Here is a 19,854-nt window from a genome sequence, read left to right as displayed (position 1 = left end):
GGGGGCGGGGAGGGTCGTTTGACGGGGCTCCTCGGGCCCTGGCAGCCTCGACGTCCCTTCCCCCAGGTGAGCAGGAGCCTCCGTCGTGACCGACCTCTTCACGCCGCTGTCCCCGACCCAGAAGGCCGACTTCCACCGGCGCTACCTCGCCTACCTGCGCGGGCGCGACGGCGAGCCCCAGTGGCAATCCCATACGTTCTCGGTGCGCGAGGCGTTCTACCAGGAGGTGGAGCAACGGCCCGTGCGGCGCACCGGAGCGCCCGTGGTGCGCCAGGACGTGTTCGACCGGCACCACGTGCGGTACCGGCCCGAGGAGAAGCTGGACGAGCCCACGCTCTGGGCGCTGTGCGTGGCGAAGACGAACCGGAGCGAGCGCTTCGGCGTCGAGTACGCCCACCGGATTGGCACCGCGGAGCGCAATGGCGATCCGGGGGACCCGGCGACGTACATCGGAATCGAGGAGTTCTATCACACGCGGATTCTGCGGGACGCGCTGCGAGTGATTGGGCTCGAGATGGAGATGTTGGATCCGGGCCTCGGCCAGCAATGGCTCATCAAGACGATGGCGCGGCTGCCGAAGAAGCTGGGCCTGCCGTTGATTCTGTGCGGGGAGATCACCGGCGTGGCGATGTTCCACCTGCTGCTGCACAAGGCGCGGGAGCTGTTCTCGGACCAGCCGGAGCCGCTGGCGCGCATCGAGGAGCTGTTCGCGCAGATCATGGTGGATGAAGTGGGGCACGTGCACTACGCGCGCAGCCAGCTGGACGGACCGGGGCTGGCCATCGCGAAGCGGCTGCTGCCGTTGGTGGCACGCGGCATCGTGGATGGGATGCCCGAGTACTACCAGCTCTTCGGACGCGAGCGGCTCATGGAGGAGGTGCTCCGCGCCGACGTGGACGCCGCCGCCCGGCCGTACCCGGATCGCTTCATCCCGTTCGACACGGAGGAACGGGCCCGGTCCGCGGCGTGAGGGCCTCCTTCATCGCGGGCGACTCTGCGGGATGGTCATCGGATGGCGAGTCGGAGGCTGGCGCAGCACGATTGGCCTGCTAACTTGCGTGGCAGCGCGGGATGTGCCCGCGCGGAGCCAGGGACGATGCTCGAGACGCTAGAGCTGAAGTACGTAGGGCCAGCACAGCATATGATGCTGGGGTTCAACCCCCGGCTCAACCTGCTCACGGGCGACAACGGGCTTGGCAAATCCTTCATCCTGGACACGGCCTGGTGGGCGTTGAGCCGCACCTGGCCAGGAGAGGAGGCTCAGCAGGCGTGGCCTCAGCCCGGACGCCGCAAGAAGGCCTTCATCTCCTACCAGGTTCGCGGAAAGAGCAGATCCAGCAAGCAGACCGCCCGGTTCGATCTCAAGACCTGGTCCTGGAAGCGCTCGCAGGGAAGAAAGCCCAATCCGGGGCTCGTCATCTATGCCCGCGTCGAGGGCGGCTTCTCCGTCTGGGACCCTGCCCGGAACTACTGGAAGGAAGGGAAGCTGGACGAGGGCGGTCTCCCCGAACGCAACCACGTGAATTCCTATCAGTTCTCGCCCAGGACGCTCTGGTATGGATTGCCCGGCGAGGAACCGAATACCCTGCTCTGTAATGGCCTCATCAGCGATTGGGTCACCTGGCAGCTCAAGGACTCACCTGAATACAAGACACTCTGTGAGGTGCTCGAGGTCCTTTCTCCCGGAGAGGCGGAGACCTTGAAACCGGGAGAGCCCGTGCGCCTCAGCCGTACCGATGCACGCGTGTATCCCAGCCTCGAGCTCCCCTACGGCAGGATTCCCATCATCCATGCCTCCGCCGGAGCCCGCCGCATCCTCGCGCTCGCCTATCTGCTCGTGTGGACCTGGCACGAGCATGTCCAGGCCTCGCATCTGGCCGACGAGCTCCCCACGGATCGCATCGTCCTGCTCATCGATGAGTTGGAAGCGCATCTGCATCCACGCTGGCAGCGGCTCGTCCTGCCGGCCCTGCTGAAGATCGTCACACGTCTGCAGGAGGGGGCCAGCATCCAGGTCATCGCCGCCACGCACGCACCCCTCATGCTGGCCTCCGTCGAGCCGTTGTTCGACACGGAACGGGACGCGCTCTTCGATTTCGATCTCGTGAAGGATGCACACGGAGCGAGGACGGTTCAGGTACGCAAGACGCACTGGCGCCCGCGAGGAGATGCGAATGCCTGGCTCGTCTCCGACATCTTCGACCTGGGGGAACCACGCTCCGTCGAAGCCGAGAAGGCGCTCGAGCAGGCCACGGCGGCCCTGCGCGACCCCGGGTTGGACATCAAGGAGGTCAGGCGCATCCACCGCCAGCTGCACAAGGTGCTCAAGGACACGGACCCCTTCTGGCCACGGTGGGAACTGAGAGCGCGTGCCGCGGGAATCGCGCCATGATTCACGTCGAGCCCCAGCCCGAGCCCAGGGACTTCGATGCGAAGGTGCGCCGGCCCGGCCGGAAGGTCCTGACACGCAGTCCCCAGAAGATGCCGGAGTTGTGGCGCAAGTGCCTGGGCCAACTCTGGGATGCCTATGGGGGTATCTGTTCCTATCTGTGTGTACGGATCGCACCGGGCACGGGGTCGCGTACCGTCGAGCATCTTGCTCCCAAGTCGCAGAACCCCCGTCTGGCCTACGAGTGGTCCAACTTCCGGCTCGTCTGTTCCTTGATGAATGCCCGGAAAGGGGTCTTCGAGGATGTCCTGGACCCCTTCGACGTGCAGGACGGTTGGTTCATCCTGGAGCTCTCCTCGCTCGAGGTGCTGCCCGCTCCCGAGCTGAAGGCCAGCGTGAGACGGCGGGTGCTGGACACCATCCACCGTCTGAGGCTCAACGACCGGGAGTGCCGCAAGGCTCGCGAGGAGCACTACGACGCATACCTCCGGCACTTGAGGGACCCGAGCGAAGGTCTCACCTTCAAACAGCTCATGGAATGGAGCCCTTTCGTGGCCATGGAGCTGAAGCGGCAAGGCCTCGTTCCCTCGGCGCTTTCACCCGCGCGCGCCGCGGCTCGACGCAAGAAGGCCAGGGCGAAGCGGCCAGTGCCCAGGTAGGGCCTTTCGTCTGCTCCAGATTCCGCCCCGCTACACCCCCGGAGCCGTGCCCTGGGCGCGCTCCTCGCGGCGGCGGCGCACGGCGCGCCAGAGGAGCCACAGCCCGAGCAGCAGCACCAGCACCGCCGCCACGGTGAACATGGCACCCATGCGGCTGGCGCGCGGCCGGTTGTCGTGCCACAGCGTGAAGCCCGGCGTCTCGGGGTTCTTGAGGAACCGGTTGACGGAGACGACGGTCCGGTTGGCCTCCTTCTCCTCCTCCATCCACTGGTGCGACAGCGGGAACTCGCCCCGGACGGTGACGAGCACCGGCCGGTAGATGTTCTGCTGCTCGCCCCGGGGACTGCGGCTCCGCTCGACCCGGGCTTCCTGGATCTCCCCCGGGTAGAAGGCGAGCGGCCGCTCCTTCGTCAGCCAGCCGCTGCGGGTGAGGGCACAACCCCCGCCCCGCTGACACTGCAGCTCGATGCGGGCCTTCGTGTCCAGGAAGCTCAGCCCGAAGATGAAGAAGGGCACGGACAGGGCCAGCACGCCCAGGGCGGCGATGAACAGGGAGCGCGAGGGGGTGACGGAGGGCGCGGAGTCGCTCACGGCCCCGTCATAAACCCGCTCCCGGGTGCGGAGCACGCGCAAACGCACGTCCCGCTCCGTTGGACCGGTACGCACCCCGCCCCTCCCGAGTGTCCACCACCGGTGCCCCCTCCTCCTTCCCGGGTGCGCTCCGGGTGAATCCAGGGCATCGACGGGACTCCCAGGAGGTGGAGATGAAGGCGGTGGCCGTGTTCCCGAAGGGCCGCGAGGTGAAGGTCATCGACGTGCCGGAGCCCACGCTGCGCTCGCCTGGCCAGGTCCGGGTCCGCACGCTCGAGGTGGGCGTGTGTGGCACCGACAAGGAGGTGGTGGAGCAGAAGCACGGCAAGCCTCCGGAAGGGGAGGACCACCTCATCGTCGGCCACGAGTGTCTGGGCGAGGTGGTGGAGGTGGGCGAGCAGGTGAAGAACCTCGAGCCCGGGGACCTGGTGGTGCCGCGCGTGCGCCGGCCGTGCCCCCGGGCGGAGTGCGCACCGTGCCGCGCGGGGTACTCGGACTTCTGCGTCACCGGCGAGTACACCGAGCGGGGCATTCAAGCGGCCCACGGCTTCTGCGCGGAGCTCTTCGTGGAGGAGGCGCTCTACCTGCACCCGGTGCCGCGCGAGCTGCGGGGCGTGGCGGTGCTGACGGAGCCGCTCACCATCGCGGAGAAGGCCCTGCGCGAGGTGGGGCACATCCAGACGCGCATGCCCTGGGAGAAGAAGGAGGGCGGCCGGGCGGTGGTGCTGGGCGCGGGGCCGGTGGGCCTGCTGGGCGCCATGGCGCTGATGCGCGCGGGCTTCCAGACGACGATGTACTCGCGCTCGCCCAAGCCCAACCCCAAGGCGGAGATGTCCGAGTCGCTGGGCATGCCGTACGTGTCCTCCAAGCAGCACCGGGTGGAGGAGCTGGTGAAGCAGCGGGGACGGGCGGACGTGGTGTACGAGGCGGCGGGCGTGGCCAGCGCGGGCTTCGAGCTGATGAAGGCCCTGGCGCCCAACGGCGTGTATGTCTTCACCGGCGTGCCCGGCGGCGAGGAGGGCGAGCTGGACGAGGGCGAGCTGATGAAGCAGTGGGTGATGAACAACCAGGTGGTGCTCGGCACGGTGAACGCGGCGCCGGAGGACTTCGAGGCGGCGGTGGCGGACCTCGGGCGCTTCCGGACGAAGTGGCCCGGTGGCCTGGAGCGGCTCATCACCGCCCGGCATGCCCCCGAGGACTACGCCGAGGTGGTGACGGGTCGGAAGGGAAGCCACATCAAGGACATCATCGTCTTTTCCCGGGGGTGAGAAACGGGTGACACTGCGTGGGTCCCCTCTCCCCCTGGGAGAGGGCTAGGGTGAGGGTCTCTCAACCCCGAGGACACCCGCGTCCCGCGAAGAGGAGAAGCACATGGAGGGAGCCTGGCTGGACATCTCGGTGCCGTTTGGTGAGGAGCCGCCGCCGGAGGGCACGACTGAGGCACCGAGGGCGGGGCTTCCGGAGAGCTCGGCGGAGCAGGCCGAGTGGCTCAAGCGCGCGGCGTGGATGGGCACGTACGTGACGGCCCCGCCGAGCCTCGAGTTGGATCTGGAGGACATGGAGCGGCTGCCGCTGACGGCCACGGTGGGCAAGGCGCGGGTGCTGCTGCTGGACGACGTGGACTGCATCCGGGCCGACTCGCTGGCCGAGTACGAGCCGAGGGCGGGGGAGCGGTTGCTGCTGCGCACGCGCAACTCGCAGCGCGAGTGGTGGAAGCGGCCGCATGGGGAGGACTTCGTGCGCTTGTCGGACGCGGCGGCGCGGCTGCTCATCGAGCGCCAGGTGGCGTGCGTGGGCGTGGACTACGTGTCGCGCTCGGGCTTCCACTCGGACGGCGTGGCCGTGCACCAGCTGCTGCGCGAGGCCGGGGTGTGGGTCATCGAGGGCCTGGACTTGAGCGACGTGAAGGTGGGCATGCACGAGCTGGTGTGCCTGCCGCTGAACGTGAAGGCGGAGTGGGGCTCGCCCGCGCGGGCGTTGCTGCGGGCGATGCGCGAGTAGTCCACAGGACGGCATTCGGATTACGCATGGGCGGAGGGGTTCTGGGTCCTCTGCCCGTTTCCTTTGCTTGTGGAGCTCGGGGTGCCGTGCTCATGATTCAGGCCCCATGCCGGTGCCGCTCCTCGAACTCTCGGTGAAGAACTACAAGAGCCTCCGGGACGTCACGGTGCGGCTCGGGCCGCTCAACGTGCTGGTGGGACCCAACGGGAGTGGCAAGTCGAACCTGCTCGACGTCATCCAGTTCCTGGGAGACTCGGCACGGGAGGATCTGGTGCCGTCATTGGAGCGGCGCCAGGGCTTCGAGCGGGTGTACTTCCGCGGTGGAAGCAAGACAGCTCGTCTCCCCACCATCAGCATCCACGTCAAGGCGAACGTCACCTCCTATGCCCACAAGGGGGCGCCGGATGAGTACGGGCTCAGCTTCGAGCGGATGCGGATAGCGAGGCGTCTCCAGCAGCAAAGAGGGCGTATCCCCATCTTCCAGACCTATCTGACCCGAAGTGAGCACTTCACCTTCAAGCCCTCCAAGGGCCGTGGGCGGCGTATCACCATCAGCGGCGAGAAAGCGGAGTTGGTCGAGACGCGCGGCGAGAAGAAGACGACGCACGGTTTCGCTCTTCGTAGCGATTCGCTGGGGCTCTCCACCCTGCCACGGCTCTCCGCCGCGCAGGGCGGCGACGCGGTCCGCAAGATGGCCGAGCTCTTCTCCACCTTCCGGGTCTTCGACGTGGACGCCCGTGCCGCGAGACAGCCGTCCACTGTCTCGAGCAGCCCCACGCTCCAGCCGGACGCCAGCAACCTCGCGGCCTTCCTCCACTACTTGAGCCAGGACGAGGAGACCTTCGAGCGGCTGCAGGAGGACGCCCGCGCCATCGTCCCGGGTCTCGAGCGCATCCACCTGCGAAAGGTGGGTGGGGCCGCCGAGGCCGTCACCGTCGAGTTGGAGGAGTCTGGCCTGAAGGGGCGCACGACACTGGCCGAGGCCTCCTTCGGCACCGTTCGTGCACTTGCGCTGCTGGCCATGCTCTACGACCCGAACCCTCCGCTGCTCACCTGCGTGGAGGAGATCGATCACGGTTTTCACCCGTACGTCTTCGACCGGCTGGTCGAGCGTCTGCGCTGGGCCTCCAAGCGCACGCAGTTCCTCATCGCGACGCACTCACCCTCCTTGGTCAACCGGCTGCGAGCCGATGAGCTCATCGTCTGTGAGCGAGACCCTCGGACCGGGGAGTCCCGCATCCCCGCGGCCGATCCGGAGAAGGTCCGGGCCATGGAGCAACGGGCCGAAGGCAGGATGGGGCTTGGGGAGCTCTGGTTCACCGGAGCGCTTGGAGGTGTTCCGCGGTGAGTCTCAAGAAGGGGAAGCATCAGAAGGGAAAGGGTGACAAACGTCCCTCGATCGTTCTGGTCTTTGGTGAGGACGAGAACGACACGAAGTCCATCCGTGAGCTCATCGAGGGTCTTCGACCGGAGCTTGTCGGCCAGGTTCAGCACCGAAGACAACCGCTGGTCCTCATCAAGAACGCACGGCCGGAAGATGTTCCTGAACGCGCCCAGAGGATCGCGGACGCCGTGGATATCGAGCGGGCCACGCATGACGTGGCGTGTGTCTTCGCCCACGAGGACTGCGACGAAGTGGAGCCCAAGCACCTGGAGGTGTGCGCGAAGATCGAGACGGCCTTGGCGAAGGCTGGCTGCCCGGCACACGCAGTGGTGCCAGCCTGGGAGTTGGAGGCGTGGTGGTTCATGTGGCCCGATGCGGTCCAAGCCGTGAGACCGAAGAGCTGGCGTGCTCCCGATGACCATCTCGGCAAGCGAGTCGGGCTCATCAAGGACGCCAAGGAGGAGCTTCGCAAGAGGGTCGTTCCCAAGGATCTCAAGCCCGAGAAGCGCAAGGGCTTTCCGCACTACCAGGAGTCCGACTCACCGGCGATCGCACGGCAGGTTCGTGAGAAGAATCTGGCGCGGAGGCCCGGGGCGAAGAGCGATTCCTACTCACGCTTCGTGTCGAGCGTAGATGAGTGCACGGTTGGATGACGCTTGGATGGTCCTCGTAGCGACATCCGAGCGCTCGGAGTTCCCTCGGTGAGGAGGAGGACGGGCGGAGGCTGGCCTCCCGTCACCTCCCGACAGTCGGGCGCATACATCTCCTAGACGCCGCGAGGCCGCCGAAGGCGAGGGTGCCCGGGTCCCCCGCGCGCGTGGAGGAGCCTGTATGAATGGGCAGAAGACGTCGCGCGCTCCAGCCATCGAGGACCACGGCGTCATCGGGGACCTGCGCACGGTCGCCCTGGTGGCGACGGACGGGACGATGGACTGGCTGTGCTTCCCCCACTTCGACAGTCCGAGCGTCTTCGCGGCGCTGTTGGATCCGGAGAAGGGCGGGCACTTCCGGATTGCCCCGGAGGTGGACGGCGAGCGGGTGGTGCACAAGCAGTTCTACTGGCCGGACAGCAACGTGCTGGTGACGCGCTTCTACTCGCCGGACGGGGTGGGCGAGCTGGTGGACTTCATGCCCATGGGGCGAGAGGGCCATCCGGGCCGGGGGCGCGAGGTGGTGCGGCGCATCCGCGTGGTGCGCGGCGAGCTGGCCTTCCGGGTGGAGTGCATGCCCGCCTTCAACTACGGGCGGGACGTGCACCAGGTGCGGATGCTGCACGGCGGGGCGAGCTTCCTGTCGGAGACGCTGAAGCTGACGCTGGTGACGTCGGTGCCGCTGGAGACGGACGGGCGGCGCGTCACCGGGCGCTTCACGCTGCACGAGGGACAGTCGGCGGTGTTCGGCCTGCGCGAGGGGGCACCGGACTCGTGTCATGACACGGTGATGGGGCACGAGGCCTCGGAGGCGCTGTTCCGCGGCACGGTGGACTACTGGCGGCACTGGGTGGCGGGTTGCAGCTACACGGGGCGGTGGCGCGAGGTGGTGCAGCGCTCGGCGCTGGCGCTCAAGTTGATGACGTTCGAGCCCTCGGGGGCCATCGTCGCGGCGCCCACGTGCAGCCTGCCGGAGGCGCCAGGCGGCGTGCGCAACTGGGACTACCGTTACGTGTGGATTCGCGACGCGGCCTTCACGGTGTACGCGCTGTTGCGCATCGGCTTCAAGAAGGAGGCGGGGGCCTTCATGCGCTGGCTGGAGGCCCGCATCGCGGAGCTGCCCGAGGGAGAGCCCCTGCCCCTCATGTATGCGTTGGACGGGGGCGAGGTGCCCAGGGAGCAGGAGTTGTGGCACCTGTCTGGCTATGGGGGCGCGAGGCCGGTGCGCATCGGGAATGGGGCGGCGCACCAGCTCCAGCTGGACATCTACGGGGAGCTGATGGACTCGGTGTACCTGTACAACAAGCACGGAGCGCCCATCTCGTATGACTTCTGGAGGCACCTGCGGCGGCTGGTGGACTGGGTGTGCGAGCACTGGCGGGATCGGGACGAGAGCATCTGGGAGGTGAGGGCGGGGAAGCAGAACTTCGTGTACTCGAAGATGATGTGCTGGGTGGCGGTGGATCGGGCGATCCGGCTGGCGGACAAGCGCAGCTTCCCGGCGGACCGGGCGCGGTGGTTGCGGACGCGCGACGCCATCTTCGAGGAGATCATGCAGAAGGGCTGGTGCGCGAAGCGGGGCGCGTTCATCCAGTCGTACGAGACGATGGCGCTGGACGCGGCGAACCTGTTGATGCCGCTGGTGTTCTTCCTGTCGCCGGTGGACCCGAGGATGCTGTCGATGCTGGACATCCTGCGCAAGCCGCCGGCGCAAGGAGGGCTGGCGTCGGACGGGCTGGTGTTCCGCTACGACGCGGAGGCGACGGAGGACGGGGTGTCGCGGGAGAGGGAGGGCACGTTCAACCTGTGCACCTTCTGGATGGTGGAGGCGATGACGCGGGCGAGCGTGATGAGGCCGGACCTGTTGGACGAGGCGCGGCTGACGTTCGAGCGGATGCTGGGCTACGCGAACCACGTGGGGTTGTACGCGGAGCAGACGGGGCCCTCGGGTGAGGCGCTGGGCAACTTCCCGCAGGCACTCACCCACCTGTCGCTCATCAGCGCGGCGTACAACCTGGACCGGGCGCTGGGCCACAGGGACTGAGCCGCCCGCCGGGCGCGCTCGTCACCCACTGGTCCAACAATCGGACCAGTTCGCGAACTTCGCCACCGGAAGGCTCCGCGCCTCCCTTGCCCGACCATTTCCCCTCTCCCCTCGGGAGAGGAGCCCCCCGTCGTTCAAAGGGGGGCAAGCCCCCCGGGGTGAGGGTATCTCGGACCCCGGGTTGCCCCTGTGTCCGGCACCGCGGTTCCCATGAGACACTCCGGGCCGGACGTCACCGTCCCGCTCCCTGCGAGTCACGCAGATGTCACAGGAGGAGCCGTTACCTCCGGTCCGTTCTTCCTTCAAGGGAAGGCGAAACCCGAGAAGGGCGGAGAGCCCGGAGGAGGGAAGCCATGAACCCGTTGGACTGGAGTGGTGAGCAGTTCCTGAGCGTGTACATCCCGTTGCTGGTGCTGCTGTTGCTCGTGGCGAAGACCTGGCAGCTCACGTTGAACCAGCCGTCGGAGGAGCCGCGCCCCGGAGAGCTGGAGTTGAATGCGTACCAGGTGGCGGTGCTCCAGCGGAGGGAGGGAGTGGTGAGGGCGGCGGTGGCGGCGCTGGTGCATGCCGGGGCACTGCGGCTGGAGCACGGGGTGCTGAGGACGGTGGACGGGCCGCCGATGCGCCTGCTGCCCTTCGAGCTCGCGGTGTACGAGGCGGTGGCCGGTGGGATGGGGGATGTCTCGGAGCTGGAGAAGAAGCTGGGCCGGGAACTGGACGCCATGGAGGAGGGGCTGCGCCAGCGGGGCCTGCTGATGAAGCCCGAGGTGGCCGAGCGGTACGGGAGCTACCCGAAGTGGCTCTTCTTCGGAGCGGGGCTGGCGCTGGGGTTGATGAAGCTGATGGTGGGGCTCTCGCGAGGCAGGCCGGTGGGGTTCCTGGTGATTCTGCTCTGCTTCGCCACGGTGGTGGGCTTCTGGGCGCTGGGGGGAGTGCCCCGGCGCACGCTCCGGGGTGACAAGGCGCTGGCGAAGCTGAGGCAGGACAACGAGGCGCTGCGGACGACGGCGAAGGCGGACGGGGCGTGGGGGGTGATGAACAGCGGGAGCGTGGCGCTGGCGGTGGGGCTCTTCGGGACGGGGCTGCTGGTGACCTCGGGGCTGGGGGACCTGCGCGAGTACCTGGTGCCGCCGGGGAGCGGGGGCGGGGGCGGGGGCATGGACGCCGACTTCGGCGGTGACAGTGGAGGCGGTGGTGACAGCGGCGGTGACAGCGGCGGAGGAGACGGGGGAGGCGGTTGCGGCGGAGGCTGCGGCGGTTGTGGAGGAGGCGGGGATTGAAGCCGCCGGCGGGAGTGGGGCTGGGGTGGAGGAGGCAGCTGGCGCACTACCTCGACGAGGCGGAGGGGGTGGACTTCGTGGAGGTGCTGGCCGAGCACCTGGATCCGAAGGGAGCGCTGCCGGAGCCGCTGAAGCGGTTGAAGGAGCGGGGAGTGCCGGTGGTGTTGCACGGGGTGTCGCTGGGGCTGGGGAGCGCGGAGCCGCCGGAGCGGAAGAGGTTGGACATGCTGGCGCGGCTGGCCGAGCGGCTGGGCGCGGTGTGCGTGAGCGAGCACCTGGCCTTCGTGAGAGCGGGAGGAGTGGAGAGCGGGCACCTGCTGCCGCTGCCGCGCACGGGGGAGATGTGGGAGGTGCTGGCGGAGAACGTGAGGCAGGCGGAGGCGGCGCTGCCGGTGCCGCTGGCGCTGGAGAACGTGGCGAGCCTCTTCGAGTGGCCGGGCGAGGGGATGACGGAGGCCCGGTGGCTGGCGGGGGTGCTGGAGCGGACGGGGGTGGGGGTGCTGTTGGACGTGGCGAACCTGTACGCGAACGCGCTCAACCACGGGACGGACGCGGAGGCGGTGCTGGAGGCGGTGCCTCGCGAGCGATTGGCCTACGTGCACGTGGCGGGAGGGGTGAAGCGCGGGGGCCTGTACCACGACACGCACGCGCACGGGGTGCCCGAGGGGCCGCGGGTGCTGCTGGAGAAGCTGGTGGAGCGGGTGGGGCCGGTGCCGGCGCTGCTCGAGTGGGATGACCACTTCCCACCGCCGGAGGTGCTGGGCGCGGAGCTGGAGGCGATGAGGGCGGCGCAGGCGCGAGGCCTGGCGAGGTGGAAGGGTGGGGGCGCATGAGCGCGCGAGAGCGATTGGCGAAGGCGCAGGCGGAGCTGGCGCGGGCGTTGGGGATGGGAGAGCCGGTGCCCGAGGGCTTCGATGAGGAGCGGGTGGGAGCGGCGGCCGAGGCACTGGGGATGAAGCGCCGGAGGCTGGTGCAGCGGACGTGGCCGATGCTGGCGGCGGCGTTGGGAGCGGACTTCGCGAGAAGCTTCGAGACGTGGGCGAGGGAGAACCCATTACTGGGAGTGGAGCCGAATCCGCTGGCGGACGGGAGGCGCTTCGCCGGGAGCCTGCGAACGGCGGGAGTCTTCCCAGCGGAAGCGGAGGAGGAGTGGCTCCACTTCGAGCTGCGCTGGAGGCTGACGGACGAGGGAGGAGTGGCGGCGCGGCGAGGGGTGGTGCTGAAGACGGGGCGAGTGGGCAGGACGAAGCGGAGGATGCTGGCGGTGCGACTGCCCGGAGGCCGGGTCCTCTGGTGGAGCCTCGAGAGAGGGGAGCGCTGAAGCAGCAAGATCGAGCGCTCATCTGACCCAGACGCGGACAAATCCCCTCGCCCTCCGGGAGAGGGACGGGGTGAGGGTATCGAGCCCCCCAGGTTGAGCCCGTGTCAGGCTCCCTCTCCCTCTGGGAGAGGGTGGGGGTGAGGGTCTGGAGCTCGCCCGCCTTCCGGGCAACCCGGGTGGAGCCCCTGTCCGAGCCCCTCGGCTGCTAAGCTGCGCCCGTGCGGAACGAGCCCCTCGCGGCCCACCCAACGCCCTCCGACGTCCGGCCCTACCGGGGCCTGCTGGCCTTCGAGCCCGAGCACCGACGCTTCTTCTTCGGCCGCGGCGAGCTGGAGCGCGAACTGGTGCTGCGCGTCCGCGCGTCCATGGGGGGCTGGGGCTCGCGCTTCCAGGTGGTGGTGGGGGCCTCGGGGAGCGGCAAGTCCTCGCTGGTGCTGGCCGGGCTGGTGCCTCGCCTGCACGAGGACGCGCGCGAGCCCTGGGACACCGTCGTGCTGCGGCCCGGCGAGGCCGGCGCTGCCCGGATGCTCGAGGTGGAGGAGGGCCCGGGCCGCTTCAGCTCGCTCGGCCGGCTGCGCGCGCTGCTCTCCGGACTGCACGGCCAGGCCACCGTGCCCACGGGCCAGGGGGCCACCGTCGCCGAGGTCCTCCGCGAAGCGAAACGGCTGCGCGAGGCGGGGCCGGAGCGGTGGCTGCTGGTGGTGGTGGATCAGCTCGAGGAGCTCTTCACGCAGGTGGCCACGGTGGAGGAGCGCGAGGCCCTCATGCGGGCGCTGTGGAGACTCGCGCACACGCCCGAGGTGCGGGCGGTGGTGGTGGCCACGCTGCGGGTGGACGCGCTCGGGCGCTGCGAGCACGTGCGGGTGGACCACGAGGGGCCCCAGCTGGAGTCGGTGGTGTACTCGGCGGCGCACCGGCTCTTCGTGGGCCCGCCGCGGGCCGAGCAGCTCGTGGACGTCATCGAGGGCCCGGCGCGGGTGGTGGGGCTGGAGCTGGAGCCGGGGCTGGTGGAGGTGCTGCGGCGGGACGTGGAGCAGGAGCCCGGAGCGCTGCCCTTGCTGGAGCACGCGTTGGACCAACTCTGGGAGCGCCGTACGGGGAGCCGGCTGACGCGGGCGGCGTACGAGGAGCTGGGCGGGGTGGTGGGGGCGATGGCGCGCACGGGAGACCGGCTCTACGAGTCGCTGCCCGAGGCGGAGCGGCACCAGGCGCGGCGGCTGCTGGCGAGGCTGGTGGACCTGCGCGAGGAGATGAGCCCGCACGCGCGGCGCGAGGGGTGGAAGCAGCTGCGCCCGGAGCGGGAGGACGAGGCGGCGGCGTTCGACGCGGTGGTGGAGAAGCTGGTGCGGCACCGGCTGGTGGTGCGGGGCGAGGACGGGGGGCAGCCGCCGGAGCCGTGGCTGAGGCTGGCGCACGAGGCGTTGATCCGCCGGTGGGGCCGGCTGGTGGAGTGGGTGCGGGAGAGCCGCAAGCGGGAGCCGAGGGCGAGCGAGGCGGAGGCGCGGGAGCGCGAGCGCACGCGGTACGCGAGGGACGTGGCGCGGGTGCTCCAGGCGAGGCGGCTGCTCGAGTGGGATCTGGCGTTGGCGGTGCGGGTGCTGCGCGAGGTGGCGGAGCCGGAGCGGACGCCGGAGTGGCACCCGAGCGTGCTCGAGGCGCTGCACCGGGGGGCGATGCAGCCGCGGGTGCTCGCGGGCCACGAGGGGCGGGTGGAGCTCGCGGCCTTCAGCGCGGACGGCGAGCGGGTGCTGACGGGCTCGGCGGACGGGACGGCGCGGGTGTGGAGGGCGGACGGGGCGGGCGAGCCGGTGGTGCTGGCGGGGCACGAAGGAGGCGTCTGGTCCGCGGAGCTGAGCGCGGACGGGGCGCGGGTGCTCACCACGTCGCAGGAGGGGCGGGTGCGGGTGTGGAGGGCGGACGGGGCGGACGAGCCGGTGGTGCTCGGGGCGGACGAGGAGCGGGTGTGGCCGGCGGAGTTCAGCCCGGACGGGCAGCGGGTGCTGAGCGTGTCCGAGGACGGCACGGTGCGGGTGGGGCTGGCGGATGGCACGGGCGAGCCCGTGATGCTGCGAGGCCACGGAGGCCGGGTGCTGAGCGCGGAGTTCAGCGCGGACGGGCAGCAGGTGGTGACGGCGTCCGAGGACGGAACGGCACGGGTGTGGCGAGCGGATGGCGCGAGCAGGCCCGGGGTGCTCGCGGGGCACGCGGGCCCGGTGCGCTCGGCGAGATTCAGCGCGGACGGACAGCAGGTGGTGACGGCCTCCGAGGACGGAACGGCGCGCGTGTGGCGAGCGGACGGCACGGGCGAGCCGGTGGTGCTCGCGGGCCACGCGGGCGCGGTGACGCGCGCGGAATTCAGCCCGGACGGGCAGCAGGTGCTCACGGCCTCGCAGGACGGAACGGCGCGGGTGTGGAGCGCGGACGGCACGGGCGAGCCGGTGGTGCTCGAGGGGCACGCGGCGGCGGTGGCGAGCGTGGCGTTCAGCGCGGATGGGCAGCGCGTGGTGACGGCGTCCGAGGACGGGACGGCGAGGGTGTGGCGAGCGGACGGCACGAGAGCGCCCGTGGTGCTGAGGGGCCACGTGGCGGAGGTGCGCTCGGCGGAGTTCAGCCCGGACGGGCAGCGGGTGCTGACGGCCTCGGAGGATGGAACGGCGCGGGTATGGAATGGCCTCGGAGAGCCGGTGGTGCTCGGGGGGCACGAGGGCGCGGTGACGTGCGCGGCGTTCAGCGCGGACGGTCAGCGGGTGCTCACGGCGTCGGAGGACGGAGCGGTGCGGGTGTGGAGGGCGGACGGAGCCGGAGCGCCGGTGATGCTCGCGGGCCCCGAGGGAGAAGTGGGAGCCGGGGCCTTCAGTCCGGACGGCGAGCGGGTGGTGACGGCCTCGCGAGCGGGGACGGTGCGGGTGTGGAGGGCGGACGGAGCGGGAGAGCCGGTGGTGCTCCAGGGGTACCTGGCGATGCTGTGGCCCGCGAAGCTGAGCGCGGATGGGGAGCGGGTGCTCACCAGGTCGCAGGAAGGGGCGGTGCGGGTGTGGAGGGTGGACGGCGCGAGCGGGCCGGTGGTGCTGCGAGGCCATGAGGAAGAGGTGTGGTCCGCGGAGTTCAGCCCGGACGGGCAGTGGGTGCTCACGCGGTCGCGGGATGGGACGGCGCGGGTGTGGAGGGCGGACGGCACGGGCGAGCCGGTGGTGCTCGCGGGTCACACGGGAGGCGTCAGGGCCGCGGAGCTCAGCGCGGACGGGCAGCGGGTGGTCACCGTGGCCGAGGACGGGACGGTGCGGGTGTGGAAGGCGGATGGCACGGGCGAGCCGCGCGTGCTCGTGGGCCCGGAAGCGGAGGTGGAGCTCGCGGCCTTCAGCGCGGACGCGCAACGGGTGCTCACGGCCTCACGAGACGGAACGGTACGGGTGTGGAGGGCGGACGGCACGGGTGAGCCCGTGGTGCTCCGAGGCCATGAGGGCCGGGTGGAGCGCGCGGCGTTCAGCGCGGACGGTCAGCGGGTGCTCACGGCGTCGGAGGACGGGACGGTGCGGGTGTGGAGAGCGGATGGCACCGGCGATCCGCTCGTGCTCGGTGGACCCGAAGGCCGGATGGAGCGCGCGGCGTTCAGCGCGGAGGGCGATCGGGTGTTGTCGGTGGCGGAGGACGGAACGGTGCGCCTCTGGACGGTGGGCACGGCCCGGCTGCAGGCACTGCTGCGCGAGGCGGTCACGGGCAGCCTGACGCCGGAGCAGCGCCAGCGCTACCTGCTGGAGACTCCCGAAGAGGCGCGGGAGGGTTACGAGCGGTGTGAGCGCGAGCGAGCGCGTCACATCCAGCAAACCTTGTGATGACGAGGGAGGCGTGGCCTCCACGGTGCCTCAGAACGGGCTCATGAACCAATCCTGGTTTTGCGCGCTGCCGTTGCAGGGCCAGTCATGCAGCCAGTTGCCCATCTCGAGAGAGTTGTAGTACGGATTGGCGCAGCGCTGACTGCCAGCGTTCTGCAGCAGATTGACATTGGGCAGCCCATTGACGTTCCTCCACGACTGGTCGGTGCCCCAGCCGTCGCAGGGCACGGTGACGAGGACACGGGCCGTGGGTTCCGCATACAGACAACCCTGTGTGGCCGCATTCTGCAGCAGCCTATACCCACCATGATTGCTGTACCACGCGCGCCACTGGAAGCGTGGGTCCGAAAGGATATTGCAAATCCACTGGCGGACCCGCGGCTGACCATTATACAGGTCATTGGGGTCTGAATACAGGCACATCCCGAGGTTGTTTGAAGCGTCCCGACACTGGGTGGTGTCGCAGAGCAGGGCCACCCGCTGACCGTTTTCCATGTGCTGTGTCTGGCGGGTCAGCTCGTCTTCCGAGGGGCCGCCAGCGGCCTGCTCGAGTTCACCGCCTGTCCCGCACCCCACCACGAAGGTGAAGGCCATGATGAGCGCCCACGACAGGCGCCAGCCGCTGTTTCCCTTATCCATGCACGTCTCCTTTCAAAGGACACGTGGTTGTCTAATGCAGCGACATCCCAAAAATCGTCACAGAGAACGTCACGGTGGAGGCGGGTCGGTGCTTGCCGAGCAATCGCGGGAGCCTGGGGAAGCGTCCCCCCCCATGGAACTGGGGAGGAAGGAGCCCGCGGGGCCAACGCGCCTCCGCTAAGCGGCCGAGACCCTGCAAGTGGAGCTTCGCGAATGCGTTCCCGTCCAGGAACAGACGGGAGTCATTGCACGCATTGGCTGCACTCTCCGTAGGCGTAGGTGCCGGCGATGAAGCTGTTCACGGTGGCCGCGGAGTTGGTGGGCACCACGGGATGGTTGTTCGTGCTGGCCCAACCGCCATTCCACGGGCGCTCGGAGCCGACCAGCGGCTCCTGGTAGCCCGGATAGCTGGGGTTGTTCAACCAAGACGCGTTCCAGCCACACTTCTTGTAGGAATAGAGGTTTCCGTCAGTGCCCGTCCCCTTGAACAGCCGGCACGCGAAGTTCGTGGCGCTGCTCCACACCGGGTAGTTGACATTATCGTAGACCACCATGTTCCCGTCATTCTGGACGGCGAACTTACTCGCGTACCCGTAGTAGGCGGTGGCGGTATTGGTGCTCCACAGCCGACGAGCGTAGTCGGACGTGTAGAGCACGAGATTGCCATCGGACTGCATGGCGAGCCTGTTGCCGGCCCCGGAGGTGAAGGTTGCCCAGATCGCCCCAACGGGGCCGTAGAGCACGAGATTGCCGTCCGTCTGAACGGTCAGCATGAAGCGGCCATCACACGAGTACTTCGCTTGACCCGCGAAGAGCGTCTCGCCGGGGTACAGGAACCCGCACTCATTGATCGCCTGCGTCGCCTCGCCGAGCTCCTCGCTCGCGGCGACGTTCGACCCTTCCGCCGAGACCCCTTCGCCCTCCCCACCGGCGTCGGCCATGCAGCCGCCCATCAGCATGCTCGCCGCCAGCAGACTCGCCACCGAGCACCACATCGTCGTCTTGTTCTCGTTCATGGTTCCTCGTTCGCCTTTCGGGGTATTGCTTCCATCCACGCTTGCTCCGGTGCCAACTGCCCGCCCTTCGCATGCGAGAAGAAAGTTGCACCCCTGCCGTCACGGCAAGCGTCACGGAAAGCGTCACAGCGTACAGCCCCTGTCGATTCTTCTGGCGGCACCGCACAGGTGTAGGTGTCAGGGGACTTGCCCCTGGATGAAGCCCGCCTCGCGCTGCTCCAGCACGTGCGCCACCCAACCGGTGCTGGAGCACCTCGGCGGCACCCCGCTCGAAGCGGGAGTGCACGACGTCTGGTATTGCGCCGCCGGACCCGCTGGGCCCAAGTGACGGCTCCAGGCGGCCCCGGCTGTGTCGATATCACCCAGACGCCGCCGTTCAGGCGCGATGTCCTGCAGCGAGGAGGGCCGCTGGAGACTCCCGAGGAGGCGCGGGCAGGTTACGAGCAGTGCGAGCGTGTCATCGCTGATTCGCGGCGGAACTCCCCGGCCAGATGAGCAATTGTGCAACAACTTGTTGCACGAGTTGCCTGACGAGCCCGCCTCACATCCAGCAGGCCCGGTGGTCCTGGATGAACTGGCGCATGGAGAGGGGCGCCCGTCCCAGCAATGTCTGGGTTTCGGGTGTCACCGTCCCGGCGAGCCCCAGTCGGCACACGGTGTAGATGCCCGTCATCACCGCGATGAAGGGGACGGGCTGCTTCCGCTGGTACCAGCGCGCGGCGAAGCGCAGGGCCCCGGGCTCGGGGTAGCGGATGGGCCGGCCGAGCACCTCGGTGAAGAGCGCGGCGACCTCGGCGTAGGTGAGGGCCTCGGAGCCGGTGAGGTCATACGCCTTGCCCTCGTGCCCGTCCTCCAGCAGCGTCCGCGCGGCCACGGCGGCGATGTCCCGCGCGTCGATGAAGCCCGTGCGCCCCTTCCCCGCGGGGACGAAAATCTCATCGTGCTCGCGGATGTCGTCGCGGTGGGTGGTGCTCAGGTTCTGCATGAAGAAGCTGGGGCGCAGGAAGGTATGCGGCAGCCCGGCCTCCAGGATGAAGCGCTCCACGTGGGCGTGGGGCATCATCGGGTTCTTCTCCACCCCGAGCAGCGACAGGAAGACGACGTGCCGCACGCCCGCGTCCTTCGCCGCGCGCACCACCGGCAGCAGGTGCCGCTTCACGTCCGAGAGGGCCGGCGGGCGCAGGAGGAACAGCTTCTCCACCCCCTCCAGCGCGGGCGCATGCGTCGCCGCGTCCTCGAAGTCGAAGCGCACGGCCCCGGCTCCCGCGGGCGCCCGGGCCCCATCGCGCGACGCCACGAGCACCCGCGCACCCCCGGCCACCAGGTGCTCCACCAGCGGCGCGCCCACGTTGCCCGACGCCCCCGTCACCAGGACGCGGGGGCCCTTCGCCTCAGCGGCCGTGCTTCCCATGGCCCGCCTCCGGTGCCACCCCGCGCCAGAAGATGTCCACCATGCGCTCCAACCAGGGATCCTCCGCCTCCGTGGGGACGCGCTGGTTCGTCACGTGGGCCAGGAAGTAGCGGTGCTGGATGCCCGCGAGGAACAGGCTCGCCATCACGCTGGGGTCCCCCTCGCGCAGCTTGCCCTGCTCCTGGGCCCGCCGGAACCAGCCCGCCATCGCGAGGCTGGCGCGCGCGGGCGCGGGCACCTGCTGGTTCTCGCCCCGCAGCTCCTCGGGGGTGAGGCCCGCCTCGCGCAGCACCGCGAACGCCGGCACCATCTCCCGGAAGAAGGCGTCGATCGTCCCCGCCAGCTCGCGGATCTGCACCGTCAGCTCTCGCTCGTCCGGCCCCGCCTCCACCATGGGCAGCCACGGCGGCGGCCTGCCCACGGAGAACGCCGCCTTGAGCAGCTCCCGCTTGGTGCCGAACCGCTTGAGCAGCGCCGGCCCCGACACCCCCAGACGCGCGGCAATGGCCTCCGTGCTCACCGAGGCTCCGTGCTCGATGAAACACGCCCGGGCCGCTACCAGAATCTCCTCGTCCAGGACCTGTCGGGGACGTGCCATGACTCCACTCGCTGATTGGTTAGCTAGTGCTAACTAAC

18 protein-coding genes are annotated in these 19,854 nt (G+C 69.5%); 12 read left to right on the top strand and 6 right to left on the bottom strand.

Annotation, left to right across the window (positions count from 1 at the left end):
- Positions 1-85: 85 nt before the first annotated feature.
- The 3 genes from VFZ09_RS40190 to VFZ09_RS40180 all read left to right on the top strand — a co-directional run bounded on the left by VFZ09_RS40190 (position 86) and on the right by VFZ09_RS40180 (position 3,048).
- The gene (locus VFZ09_RS40190) at positions 86-970 is read left to right on the top strand and encodes a hypothetical protein (RefSeq protein ID WP_329733084.1); all 885 of its coding nucleotides are present in this window, start codon (positions 86-88) and stop codon (positions 968-970) included.
- Positions 971-1,096: 126 nt separating this feature from the next.
- On the top strand, positions 1,097-2,392 hold the full coding sequence (locus VFZ09_RS40185; protein WP_329733083.1) for an AAA family ATPase: 1,296 nt from the start codon (positions 1,097-1,099) through the stop codon (positions 2,390-2,392).
- A complete protein-coding gene (locus VFZ09_RS40180) occupies positions 2,389-3,048 on the top strand; it encodes a hypothetical protein (protein ID WP_329733082.1) in 660 nt (219 codons plus the stop codon). The genes VFZ09_RS40185 and VFZ09_RS40180 overlap by 4 nt, the downstream gene beginning before the upstream one ends.
- 30 nt (positions 3,049-3,078) lie before the next feature.
- On the opposite strand, the gene VFZ09_RS40175 is transcribed toward VFZ09_RS40180, so the two are convergent.
- The gene (locus VFZ09_RS40175) at positions 3,079-3,714 is read right to left on the bottom strand and encodes a hypothetical protein (RefSeq protein WP_329733081.1); all 636 of its coding nucleotides are present in this window, start codon (positions 3,712-3,714) and stop codon (positions 3,079-3,081) included.
- A gap of 98 nt (positions 3,715-3,812) precedes the next feature.
- On the opposite strand from VFZ09_RS40175, the gene VFZ09_RS40170 reads away from it, so the two are divergent.
- The 9 genes from VFZ09_RS40170 to VFZ09_RS40130 all read left to right on the top strand — a co-directional run bounded on the left by VFZ09_RS40170 (position 3,813) and on the right by VFZ09_RS40130 (position 16,152).
- A complete protein-coding gene (locus VFZ09_RS40170) occupies positions 3,813-4,907 on the top strand; it encodes a glucose 1-dehydrogenase (protein ID WP_329733080.1) in 1,095 nt (364 codons plus the stop codon).
- A gap of 103 nt (positions 4,908-5,010) precedes the next feature.
- Positions 5,011-5,640 (top strand): cyclase family protein, encoded by a 630-nt coding sequence (locus VFZ09_RS40165; RefSeq protein ID WP_329733079.1) that lies wholly within the window; start codon positions 5,011-5,013, stop codon positions 5,638-5,640.
- 106 nt (positions 5,641-5,746) lie between these two features.
- Positions 5,747-6,988: an AAA family ATPase gene (locus VFZ09_RS40160; RefSeq protein ID WP_329733078.1), complete on the top strand. Its 1,242-nt coding sequence runs from the start codon at positions 5,747-5,749 to the stop codon at positions 6,986-6,988.
- The gene (locus tag VFZ09_RS40155; protein WP_329733077.1) at positions 6,985-7,677 is read left to right on the top strand and encodes a hypothetical protein; all 693 of its coding nucleotides are present in this window, start codon (positions 6,985-6,987) and stop codon (positions 7,675-7,677) included. Before VFZ09_RS40160 ends, VFZ09_RS40155 begins: the two co-directional genes overlap by 4 nt.
- A 178-nt stretch (positions 7,678-7,855) precedes the next feature.
- Complete coding sequence (locus VFZ09_RS40150) at positions 7,856-9,718, top strand: glycoside hydrolase family 15 protein (RefSeq protein ID WP_329733076.1); 1,863 nt, start codon at positions 7,856-7,858, stop codon at positions 9,716-9,718.
- Between the two features lie 353 nt (positions 9,719-10,071).
- The gene (locus tag VFZ09_RS40145; protein ID WP_329733075.1) at positions 10,072-10,998 is read left to right on the top strand and encodes a TIGR04222 domain-containing membrane protein; all 927 of its coding nucleotides are present in this window, start codon (positions 10,072-10,074) and stop codon (positions 10,996-10,998) included.
- Positions 10,995-11,831: a DUF692 domain-containing protein gene (locus VFZ09_RS40140; RefSeq protein WP_329733074.1), complete on the top strand. Its 837-nt coding sequence runs from the start codon at positions 10,995-10,997 to the stop codon at positions 11,829-11,831. Before VFZ09_RS40145 ends, VFZ09_RS40140 begins: the two co-directional genes overlap by 4 nt.
- Positions 11,828-12,319, top strand: coding sequence for a hypothetical protein (locus VFZ09_RS40135; RefSeq protein WP_329733073.1), 492 nt, complete (start codon positions 11,828-11,830; stop codon positions 12,317-12,319). The genes VFZ09_RS40140 and VFZ09_RS40135 overlap by 4 nt, the downstream gene beginning before the upstream one ends.
- 218 nt (positions 12,320-12,537) lie before the next feature.
- A complete protein-coding gene (locus VFZ09_RS40130; protein WP_329733072.1) occupies positions 12,538-16,152 on the top strand; it encodes a WD40 repeat domain-containing protein in 3,615 nt (1,204 codons plus the stop codon).
- Positions 16,153-16,182: 30 nt separating this feature from the next.
- Here VFZ09_RS40130 and VFZ09_RS40125 read toward each other — a convergent pair whose 3' ends face one another.
- From VFZ09_RS40125 to VFZ09_RS40105, 5 genes are all read right to left on the bottom strand, one after another.
- Complete coding sequence (locus VFZ09_RS40125) at positions 16,183-16,791, bottom strand: hypothetical protein (protein WP_329733071.1); 609 nt, start codon at positions 16,789-16,791, stop codon at positions 16,183-16,185.
- 242 nt (positions 16,792-17,033) lie between these two features.
- The gene (locus VFZ09_RS40120) at positions 17,034-17,807 is read right to left on the bottom strand and encodes a hypothetical protein (protein WP_329733070.1); all 774 of its coding nucleotides are present in this window, start codon (positions 17,805-17,807) and stop codon (positions 17,034-17,036) included.
- A gap of 177 nt (positions 17,808-17,984) precedes the next feature.
- Positions 17,985-18,131, bottom strand: coding sequence for a hypothetical protein (locus VFZ09_RS40115; protein ID WP_329733069.1), 147 nt, complete (start codon positions 18,129-18,131; stop codon positions 17,985-17,987).
- A 217-nt stretch (positions 18,132-18,348) separates the two neighbouring features.
- A complete protein-coding gene (locus VFZ09_RS40110; RefSeq protein WP_329733068.1) occupies positions 18,349-19,218 on the bottom strand; it encodes an SDR family oxidoreductase in 870 nt (289 codons plus the stop codon).
- Positions 19,199-19,816 carry a TetR/AcrR family transcriptional regulator gene (locus VFZ09_RS40105; RefSeq protein WP_329733067.1) on the bottom strand — a complete coding sequence of 206 codons (618 nt, stop codon included), beginning with the start codon at positions 19,814-19,816 and terminating at the stop codon, positions 19,199-19,201. Before VFZ09_RS40105 ends, VFZ09_RS40110 begins: the two co-directional genes overlap by 20 nt.
- Positions 19,817-19,854: the final 38 nt, after the last annotated feature.

This window comes from Archangium sp. (genome assembly GCF_036277355.1).
Taxonomy (GTDB): domain Bacteria; phylum Myxococcota; class Myxococcia; order Myxococcales; family Myxococcaceae; genus Archangium.
The sequence above is the reverse complement of the archived record's forward strand: the minus strand, read 5'-3'. Positions and strand labels throughout refer to the sequence as shown.